This is a genomic window from Rhodococcus sp. UNC23MFCrub1.1, from assembly GCF_000686025.1.
Classification (GTDB): domain Bacteria; phylum Actinomycetota; class Actinomycetes; order Mycobacteriales; family Mycobacteriaceae; genus Rhodococcoides.
The window spans coordinates 168,778-179,807 of the sequence record NZ_JMLQ01000002.1 but is presented as its reverse complement, the minus strand read 5'-3'; the positions used below and the strand labels follow the sequence as shown (position 1 = coordinate 179,807).

Annotated in this window: 2 protein-coding genes; both read right to left on the bottom strand. The window is 70.0% G+C overall.

The window, feature by feature from the left end:
• Positions 1-209: 209 nt before the first annotated feature.
• Positions 210-8,885, bottom strand: coding sequence for an amino acid adenylation domain-containing protein (locus tag BR07_RS0105910; RefSeq protein WP_027504636.1), 8,676 nt, complete (start codon positions 8,883-8,885; stop codon positions 210-212).
• A 625-nt stretch (positions 8,886-9,510) separates the two neighbouring features.
• A complete protein-coding gene (locus tag BR07_RS0105900) occupies positions 9,511-11,016 on the bottom strand; it encodes an amidohydrolase (protein WP_027504635.1) in 1,506 nt (501 codons plus the stop codon).
• Between the last annotated feature and the right edge of the window lie 14 nt (positions 11,017-11,030).

Sequence of the window (11,030 nt, the reverse complement as noted above, 5' to 3'; positions counted from 1 at the left end):
TCGTGCTCCTCGTGAATCGATACCGAGCCTCGCCCGTGGTTGCCCACCGACGATCCCGCTGCGTACTCGCGACACTCCCCGCGGATGCGCGCACGCGTGCTTCATGGGGCGTCGCCCCATCTGATCCACCCTATCGAGCAGGGCGGCGCGCACGCCGCTCACCCGGGTGGTGTGAACGGCGCCTGTCTCCGTGGTGTGGACGGATCCCGTCATGAGCTCCGCATGGCGAGTCCGATACCCGTCGAGGTCAACGGCACGACGTCGATCTCGGTGCCGTCGGCGAAGCCGTCGCACGACTCGCTGTCGCCCCGGCCCGCGTCGGTGACCACCACGGCGAGATCCTCGAACTCCCCGGCGTCCACCGCCGACAGGTCCGACGGGGTGGCGAACAGGTGCGTCACCCACTGATCGAGCAGCACGTCCGTCAGCGACTCCGCCGCTCCGTCCTGCACCAGCACAGCGGCGCCCGCGACACCGGCGACCAGCGCCCGCAGCGCCTGCGACACGGTCGAGACCGCCGCCGTCGCGAACAACCGGGACTCGTAGTCCACGGCGAGTCGATCGAGTTCGGCGGACACGATGCCGGAGAGCTCGTCGAACGTGAGCACGCCGACCGAGCCCGTCCCGGTCGGCAGGACCAGCGCCGGATCGGCTCCGTTCTGCGGGCGTGCCCGATCCGCGTACGTGACGGGGCGCGCGGAGAACTGCGCCACGTCGTCGGCGGCGTCGTCCACCGACAGGATCAGCGGCGCCCGACTCCCGTTGCGGGATGCGCCGGACAGCACGATCACGTCGGGTGCGACTCGGCCGATGTCCAACGCCGCGCCTGCCTTGAGGATCCCCCACCACAGGGCCAGGGTGTCCGTGTCGAGGCCGGAGTCGCCGGACCGGACCGCGACCGTCGACCCGGCACCGACTCCTGCCCCCGCGAGCCAGCGCGCCAGGCGGTTGGAACGAGCGTCGAGGTCGGCGTAGCTGACCTCGTTCTCGCCGATCACGACGGCGGGGGCGTCCGGATCCGATTCCACGGCCGACGCGAACGACGTGACCACCGATGGTCCCGAGTACGGCGCGGGAGTCGTGGGCTCCACCACGGGCGCCGCGGTGACCACCTCGGCGAGCGGCAGATCGGCGACGACGCGCGTGGGTTCGGTGACCCCGGCCCGCAGCACCGACGCCAGATGCCGGCCGAAGGTCTCCACCGTCTCCTCGTCGAACAGCTCGGTCGAGTACGTGAACATCATCGTCATGTCGCCGCCCGGCTTCCGCGAGCCGTCGTCGTCGACCGTGAGCAACAGATCGAAGTTGGCGGGCTCGAACGGATTCTCCAGTTCGGACACGGTGATCTCGGGCAGCTCCACCCGCGCCGGCGTGATGTTGCGGAACGCCAGTGCGGTCTGGAAGAGCGGCGGCACCGATCCCGTGCGCTGCGGCGCGACGGCGTCGACGACGGTCTCGAACGGCACCTCCGAGTGCGCGAACGCGTCGACGTCCACGCGACGGGCTGCGGCCACCAGTTCGGCGAAGCTCAGATCCTCGTCGACCCGCAGACGCAGGGCCACCGTGTTGACGAGCATGCCGACCAGGTTGTCGAGCGCCGGATCTCCGCGGCCCGCGAGAGCGGTGCCGATCGCGATGTCCGTCGATCCGGACAGGCGGGAGAGGACGACGGCGAGAGCCGCGTGCACCACCATGAATCGCGTCGCGTTGTGGTCGCGCGCCAGTGCCTCCACCCGGTCCGCCGCGAACCCGTCCACGGCGAAGTGGACGGACGCACCCTCGCGGGTGGGCGACGCCGGCCGCTCCCGGTCACGCGGCAGGTCCAGCTCCGGGGGCAGGCCGTCGAGAGCCTGCTTCCAGTAGGCGATCTGGGCGGACGCGACCGACTCGGCGTCGCGGGGCGAGCCGATGACGTCGCGCTGCCACACCGCGTAGTCCGCGTACTGGACGGGGAGCGGAGCCCACGCGGGGTCGGCGCCCTCGGTGCGTGCGAGGTAGGCGGTGACGAGGTCGCGGGTCAGCGCCACGCGGCTCACGCCGTCCGCGGCGATGTGGTGCACGACGATCGCGAGCACGGCCTCGGTGGAGACCTCCGGGTCACGGAAGACCGCGAGCCGCAGCGGGACCGCCGTGGTGACGTCGAAGCCGCTCGTCGCGAGAGCGACGAACTCGTCGATCCAGCGCGCGGACGGAACGTCCTCGACCGCGAGCTCGACGCCCGCCTCGTCGACCGTCAGGATCTCCTGCCGCGGTACGCCGTCCGTGTGGGGATAGACGGTGCGGAGGATCTCGTGCCGCGTCACGAGGTCGTGCACGGCCCGGCGCAGGGCGTCGAGATCGAGACGGCCCTCGAGTCGGATGCCCAACGGCAGGTTGTACATCGGCGACGACGGGTCGAGCCGGTTGCTCAGCCACATGCGCTGCTGCGCGAGTGCCAGCGGGATCACGTCGGGACGGGGACCGGCGACGAGCGCGGGTCGATCGGACGCGCCGAGCTCGGCGACGACCGCCGCGAGTCGGGCGACGGTGGTCGCGTCGAACACCGCGCGGACCGGAACGTGCACGCCCAGTTCGGTACCGATGCGGGACGCGACCTGCGTCGCGACGAGCGAGTTGCCGCCGAGCCCGAAGAAGTCGTCGTCCAGGCCGACGGGCGTGACGTCGAGGATGTCCTCGAAGACCCCCGCGATCGCCTTCTCCACCCGCGTCTCGGGTGCGCGGTACGTGCGATCGGAGTCCTCGGTGACCTCGGGCAGCGCCTTGCGGTCGAGCTTGCCGTTCACGGTCAGCGGCAGACGGTCCAGCTCGACGATGCGCGCGGGAACCATATACGCCGGCAACAGCGAGGCGACGTGTTCGGTGACTGCCGCCGCGTCGACCGTGGAGCCCGATTCGGGCACCACGAACGCGACCAGGACGTCGCCGGCCGGACGCCGCACCACCGACGCCGCGGCCCCCGCGACGCCGGGCGTGGACGCCACCACGGTCTCGATCTCGCCCAGTTCCACGCGGAACCCGCGAATCTGGACCTGGGCGTCCGCACGTGCGAGGTACTCCAGTGCACCGTCGCGGTTCCACCGCACGACGTCACCGGATCGGTACATCCGCTGACCGGCCAGGTACGGGTTGGCCACGAACCGGGTGGCGTTCAGGTCGGGGCGACCGACGTAGCCCTGTGCCAACTGATCACCCAGGACGTAGAGCTCACCGGGAACGCCGACGGGCACGGGCCGCAGGGCGTCGTCGAGCACTATGCCGCCGAGCCCCGGGACGGGAACGCCGATCACACTGCCCTGGGCCGCGGCCGCGAATGCCGCCGTCAGCTCCTGGTAGGTGACGTGCACCGTCGTCTCGGTGATGCCGTACATGTTCACGAGGCGGGGACTGTCGTCCGCGTGCCGCGCGTACCAGCGCTGCAGCTGCGACAGATCCAGCGCCTCACCGCCGAAGACGACGTGGCGCAGGGACAGCTCGGTGCCCGCCCGATCGCGCTCGGCCTCGGCGAGTTGGTAGAACGCCGACGGTGTCTGGTTGAGCACCGTCACGCCCCGGTCGGCGAGCATGTCCAGGAAGTCGCCCGGCGAGCGCGCGGTCCAGTGGTCCACCACGACGACGCTGCCGCCCGTGGTGAGCGCGCCCCACAACTCCCACACCGAGAAGTCGAACGCGTAGGAGTGGAACATCGTCCAGACGTCGTCGGGTCCGAAGCCGAAGTACTGCTCGGTGTTCGTCAGCAATGTCACCACGTTGGTGTGCGGGATCGCGACACCCTTCGGGTTCCCGGTGGATCCGGAGGTGTAGATGATGTACGCGACGTCGTCCGGCCGTGCCATGGGAAGCAGCGCGGTGGACCCCGCCTCCGAATCCGATTCCGGCGCCACGACATCGGTGTCCACGACGACGGTCAGGCCGTCGCGGCGCACCTGGTCCTCGAGCCGAGCGGAGACCACGGCGAAGCGCGCACCGGAGTCGGCGACGACGTAGTCGACACGGTCACCGGGATACTCCGGGTCGATCGGCACGTAGGTCGCGCCGGCCCGCATGACGGAGAACAGCACGGCGACCAGATCCACCGATCGGTCGCACACCACCGCGACCCGATCGCCGGACCGCACCCCCATCGCGTACAGCCTCGCTGCAGCAGCGCGCGAACGAGAGTCCAACTCCCCGTACGTGATCGAGACCTCGCCGAACCGCACCGCACTCGCCTCGGGGTGGCTCGCCGCGTGATCGAGCACCCGCGAGACGATGGTGTCGTCGCCCACGGGACGGCCCTCGGACACGCGCTGGATCGACCTCTCGGCGACCACGCGGTCACTGGCGTCGAGCACGTCGATGTCGGCGACCGACACACTGGGATCGTCGACGATGGTGGTCAGCACCTGCACGAACCGGCGCGTGATCGCGTCGATGGTCGAGGCGTCGAACAGTGTCGACGCGTACGAGAACGTGGCCGGCATACCGGCCGGACGGCCCGCGTCGTCGGTGCGGTCGGTCATGGTCAGCTGCAGATCGAACTTGACCACCTGCAGGTCGAGATCGACCGTGGACAGGCGCAGTCCGGTGAGTTCCACCGTCGAGTGACCCATGTTCTCGAACGCCAGCATCACCTGGAAGATCGGGTGACGCGACTCCGACCGCGCCGGGGACAGCACCTCCACGAGACGCTCGAACGGCACGTCACTGTTGGCGAACGCCTGCAGGTCGCGTTCGCGGACGTGGTCCAGCAGCGCGTCGAACGGCTGGCGACTGCCCACAGTGGTGCGCAGCGCCAACGTGTTCACGAACATGCCGACGAGGTCGTCGATCGCCGCGTCGCCGCGTCCCGCGACCGGGGTACCGATGACGATGTCGTCGGTAGAACTGATCTTGGCGAGCGTCACGGCCAGCGCCGCGTGCACCACCATGAAGAGCGTGGTGCGGTGGCGCCCGGCCAGGTCGATCATCTTCGCGTGGAGCTCGGCATCGATCTCGAACGCGTGCGCTCCGCCGCTGAGCGACGACCGGGACGGACGGGCCCGGTCGATCGGGAGCGGCAGCAGATCCGGTGCGTCGCGCAGGGTCTCGACCCAGTAGCGCTCCTGCTGCGCGATGAGCGACGTGGGATCGTCCTCGGACCCCAGCACCTCCCGCTGCCACAACGTGTAGTCGACGTACTGCACGGGCAGTGGGGTCCACGTGGGCGCGTAGAACGCGATGCGGGCGCTGTAGGCCGCCATCAGGTCGCGCGCGAGGGGTGTCAGGGATGCACCGTCGGCGGAGATGTGATGCACCACGATGGCCAGCACGTGGTCGGTCTCGCTGATCTGGAACAGGCGACCGACCAGCGGGACGTGCTCCGTGACCTGGAAGGTGGTCATCGCGAAGGAGATCAGCACGCCGTGCAGATCCCCCGCGTCGACCGGCACGGGTGTCAGGTCCGGCACCACGGCCTCGGGATCGTGGACGACCTGGACCGGTCCGTTCTCGGTGTCCGGGTAGGACGTCCGCAGCGCCTCGTGGCGGTCGACGACGTCCATGATCGCGACCTGCAGCGCGGCGATGTCCAGATCACCCTCGAGGCGCAGGGCCAACGGGATGTTGTAGGCGACCGACGACGGGTCGAACTGATTGAGGAACCACATGCGGCGCTGCGCGAGCGACAGCGGCACCGGCCCGGTCCGCTCGCGGGGCACCAGCGGCGTGCGGGTCTCGCCGTGGCCACCCTGCTGCAGCCGGGACGCGAGCGACTCGACGGTGGGTGCCTCGAACAACGTGCGCACCGAGACCTGTGTCCCCAGTGCGGCACCCAGACGGGAGACGGCGCGCGTCGCGATGAGCGAGTTGCCGCCGAGAGCGAAGAAGTCGTCGTCGAGTCCGACCCGGTCGACACCCATCAGTTGCGTGAAGACGGATGCCACGATCTCCTCGACCACGGTGGTCGGGGCGCGGAACTCGCGCGTCGCGAGCACCGGCTCGGGCAGCCGCCGGTGGTCGATCTTGCCGTTGACGGTGACGGGCAGGCGGTCCAGGACCACGACGGCGGCAGGGATCATGTGCGACGGAAGATGCTGCGCCGCATGGCGTAGCAGTTCGGTGTGCTCGAGCGTCGTGTCCGGACGCAGCACGACGTACGCCGCGAGCACCGTGGCCCCGGACGACTGCCGGTGCGCCACGGTGACGGCGGTACGGACGCTGGGATGCTCGGCGAGCACCGCGTCGATCTCGCCCAGTTCGATGCGGAAGCCGCGGATCTTCACCTGCGAGTCGGCGCGACCGACGTAGACGATGTCGCCGTCCTCGGTCCACCGGACCAGGTCACCGGTGCGGTACATGCGCCCGCCCGGCTCGGCCCACGGTCCGGCCACGAAGCGCGTGGCGGTGAGCGCGAAGCGATTGGCGTACCCGCGGGCAAGGTCCACACCGGCGAGATACAGCTCACCCACGACACCCACGGGAACGGGCCGGAGCCTGTTGTCCAACACCACCTGTCGCGTTCCTCGGATGGGCGACCCGATGGTCACGGGAGCACCGGGCACCAGTGGATCGGAGATCGATCCGATCATCGTGGTCTCGGTGGGGCCGTAGGCGTTCCGCAGCGCCGTGCGCGGAGCCCAGCGTGCCGCCACCTCGGACGGCAAAGCCTCACCGGCGCTGATGATCGACTCGATCTGCTCGAGACCGTCCGGGTCCAACGATCCCAACGCGGCCGGCGTGATGACGACGTGCGTGACGTTCTTCTCGCGGATGTAGTCCGCGAGTTCCTCTCCGCCGAACACCCCCGACGGAGCGAGAGCCAGAGTCGTCGCCGACGAGAGCGCCATCAGCTGCTCGAAGATGGACGCGTCGAAACTCGGCGACGCGACACCGAGGACGACCGACTTCGTCGACACCCCGTACGAGGCGGTCATCTCGCCGATGATGTTCGACAGTCCGTCGTGGCCGACGGTGACGCCCTTCGGCAAGCCGGTGGATCCCGAGGTGTAGATCATCCACACAGCGGTGAACGGTCGGACCGGAGCCGATCGCTCGGCGTCGGTGATGCGGGCGGGCGAGCAGACCTCGAGGTCGCCGCACAGCTCGTCGTCGTCGACGACGAGCCAGTCGATCGTGTCCGGCAGGTCCGCGACGTGTCGTCGGGTGGTCACGCCGATCCGGGCGCCCGAGTCCCCGAGCATGTGCACGATGCGCTCGAGCGGATACGCCGGGTCGATGGGCAGGAAGGCGCCGCCCGACGCCACGATCGACCACGTCGCGTGGATCATCTCGACCGATCGACCGAGTGCGACCGCGACGACGCTCTCCGGTCCGACGCCCCGCGAGATCAGCAGCCGGGCCAGGCGGTTGGAGCGCGCGTCGAGCTCTGCGTACGTGACCGATTCCGACCCGCACGTGACGGCCACCGTGTCCGGCGCCGCGTCGACGGCGCGGGCGATGATGTCGCCGAAAGTGACCTGCGGGAAGCTCTCGCCGCCCAGTGCGGGGACGAAACGCCGCCGCTCGTCGTCGGTCAGCACCTCGAGCGATCCGAGCGGTGCGTCGGGCTCGGCATCGATCAGCGCATCGAGGAAGCGCACGAAGCGGGCACGATGCGCGTTCAGCTGGTCCTGCGTGTACCGCAGCGGGTTCGCCTCGAAGTCGATCCGCAGTTCGCGGCTGTCCGCACCGGGATAGATGTTCAGCGCCAGGTCCTCGACCGGACCCGTGGTCAGGACGTTGTACGAGCCGTTGAGGTCGCCGAGCCGCAGCTCGTCGTGGAACAGCATGATGTTGATCGACGGGCCGAACAGTCCGCGTTGGGTCGCCGACTCGCCGCTGTCGCGACGAATGTCCTCGTGGCGGTAGCGCTGCCGGCGCAGGGCGCCGGTGAGTTCGAGCTGGGCGCGGGACGCGGACTCGGCGACCGTGCAGCTCGGCGGGAGTGCGAGACGCAGCGGGACGACGTTGGAGACCATGCCGCCCGAGCGACGCATGGCCGCCGTCGTGCGCGCCGAGACCGGCAGGCTCAGGACCGTGTCCTCGGCCCCCGTCATGCGGGAGACGAACGCGGCGAAGGCGGCGACCACGAACGGTGCCGACGCGGTGCCGAGATCGGTGACCCGCCGGTCGAGGCGCTCGGCGAGGTCGGTGGAGACGAAGCCACCGGCGATGAGCGCGGGCGACGTCGGCGGAGCGGTGACGGCCGAGAGGGACGGCGGATCCGGGAGGCTGCGCACTCTCTCCGCCCAGTACGCGGCGTCCTTCTCGAAGCGGTCCGACGACCGGTACTTGGCGTCGTCGACATAGAGATCGTTCAGATCGACGGCCTTGGAGGGTTCGGGCTCCCTGCCCTCCACCGCTGCCGTGTACAGCGCAGCGGTGCGCTGGATCATCGTCATCGCGCCGAAACCGTCGAGCGCGACGTGATGGATGCGGGAGTACCAGAACCACCGCTCGTCGCTCAACTGCAGCACGTGGGACACCACGAGACGGTCGACGAGCATGTCCACCGGGGTGCTGTACTCGCGCGTCATCCAGTCCATCGCCGCGGCTTCCGGGTCGGACTCGGAGCGCAGGTCGAAGTAGGAGATGTGATCACGCATGCTGAGGTCCACGTACTGGAACGGCTCGCCGTCCACCTCGGCCAGACGCAGATAGCCCGATCCGAACTCGCGGCCCGCCCGGTCCAGCGCGTACTCGAGACGGTCGAGGTCGAGACTTCCGTTCAGCTCGACGTAGTGCGCGATCGCGATCGGCACGTCCCCGGCCAACTGCTGCGCGAACCAGATGCCGCGCTGTGCTCCCGACAGCGGGAACGCGCCCTCGGGCAGCACTCCCGCCGAGCTCACCTGCGTCTCGCTCGTCACCGTCTCGTCGGAGCGGTCGTCGTCAGCCGGTCCGCCGTCGAACCGTGCACCGTCATCCACTCGTCTACTCCCCGTGATCTCTCGCGACACCGTGCTCGCGCACCGCGCCCCGGCCGACCGAGCCCACCGTCGTGAACGGTGGCAGGACAGCGATTCCCCCGATTCGCGATCCGTACCCGGCGCTGTGCCCGTCGATTCGCCCGTGGGCGTCGTGCTCCACTTCCACCTCATTCCTTACCGGAATGCGGGCGCCACTCGTTACGTCGCTGATCAGTGACGATGAATCGACGTGGTCGATGACAGTCCTTTCGTTGGCAAGCAGCCCTCCATGCTAGTCGACCACGTCGGGTGCGACCCAACGCGCTCGCCGCGCAACGCGAGAAAAGGGTGTGTGAGCAGGGACGACGCCTTCGGAACACGGTCCCCACCCCCGTCACGAGGAATGGCACGAAAACGGTCGACGATCCCGTTTCCGGAGGGATTGTCGAACTTTCCACCGAACAGGCGCCGCCCGTGGCCCACCGACGCGCCGAATGCGGCCCGCGACGCTCCCGGCGGCGTCGACCGGGCGTGGAACATGCACCCACACCGCGAGACTGTTGTCACACATCGACACTACCGCCGGGTAGCGACACTGGTCGGGTTGCTCGGCCACCGCGTGTGTCTCCGACACGGTGGCGAAGGCTCAGGACACGTGGGTCGCGCGCCCACCGCTGATCGTGGCGATCACCGGAACGGACCGCAGGTCGGCGTTCGACAGGACGTACGGGGACTCGGCGAGCACGACGAGATCGGCGGCGGATCCGACGTCGACACCTGCGCGCCCACCCGATGCCGCCCGCAGTGCGACGTCCATCGGCACCGCCTCGCCCGGATGCCAGGACGGTCGCTCGTCGTCGGTGCGGAACACGGCGTCGGCGACGGCCGACCGCGGATCGGGCGGGGAGACGGGAGCGTCGGACCCGAACTGCAGCAGCGCGCCGTGGCGGTGCAGCGAGTGGTAGCCGTACGCGATCGATCGTCGGCCGGACCACAGCACGTCGGCGACGTCGCGGTCGGTCACCGCGTGCTGAGGCTGGACAGAGGCGACGACGCCCAGCGCCGCGAACCGGTCCAGGTCTTCCGGGCGGACCTGCTGCGCGTGCTCGACGCGTCCACCGACGACGGGGAGAGCACCCGAGTCCATGAGCGCGCGCACGGTCTCGAAGGCGTCGAGCACGACGGTGTTGGCGCGGTCACCGATGGCGTGCACCGCGGCGGCGATCCCACCGCCCGCCGCGCGCGAGATCAATCGCACCAGCTCCGGATGGTCGACGAGCAGCAGCCCGTGTGCCTCGGCGTCGTGCGTCGCCGGCGCCGCGTGCCCCGCGTCGGGATAGGGGTCGTGGCAGCAGGCCGTCCGCGTGTTGAGCGACCCGTCGGCCATGATCTTCAGCGGCCCCATGCGGAGCATGCGGCCCGTGTCCGCGGCGACGTCGCCGGTCCGGTGTCCGGCCGCCAGAGTCTCGTCGAGCCACGTCGGCCACGTCGACGCGCTCACCCGCACCGCCGGACGACCGGAGGCGAAGCGCCGCGTCCACGCGGTGAGGTTGTCGTCGAACTCGAAGTCGAGGACCTCGGTCACGCCCCGCGCGGCGAGATCCTCGGTGGCTTCGCACACGTACTCGTCGAGCACGCCCGTACCGACACGCGCGTCGACGGCACTCGCGATCGCGATGGCGTCGTGATCACGGAAGACACCGGTGGGGTGATCGACCGCGAGCTCGCGCAGCAACGCCGGGGAGAGCCAGACGGTGTGCAGATCCATGCTCGTCACCGCGACGGACACACCCGGCAGCGCGGCCTCGAGCATGTCCTTGTGCGGTGCGTCCGGCCAGAGGGCACCCCGGAAGCCCTGTGCACGAACGTCGGCGGTGAGGCCCGACGCCACCAGCAGGTCGACGAGGTGCCGTGCACTGGTGGCCGCGCCGACGTCCAGTCGGCGGCGCGCGAGTGCCCACTGCGCCATGTGCAGGTGCCCGTCGACGAACCCGGGCAGCACCACTCCCCCGCGCCCGTCGACGACGGTCTCGGCGGAGGCGGGAGTCAGGCGCTCCCCGGGTGCCGAGATCTCGCTCACCAGGTCGTCGACGATGCGGACGTCCGAGAGGTCGTCCCGCGCGGGATCGACGCGCACACGTTGCAGCAGCACGATGTCAGACCCTA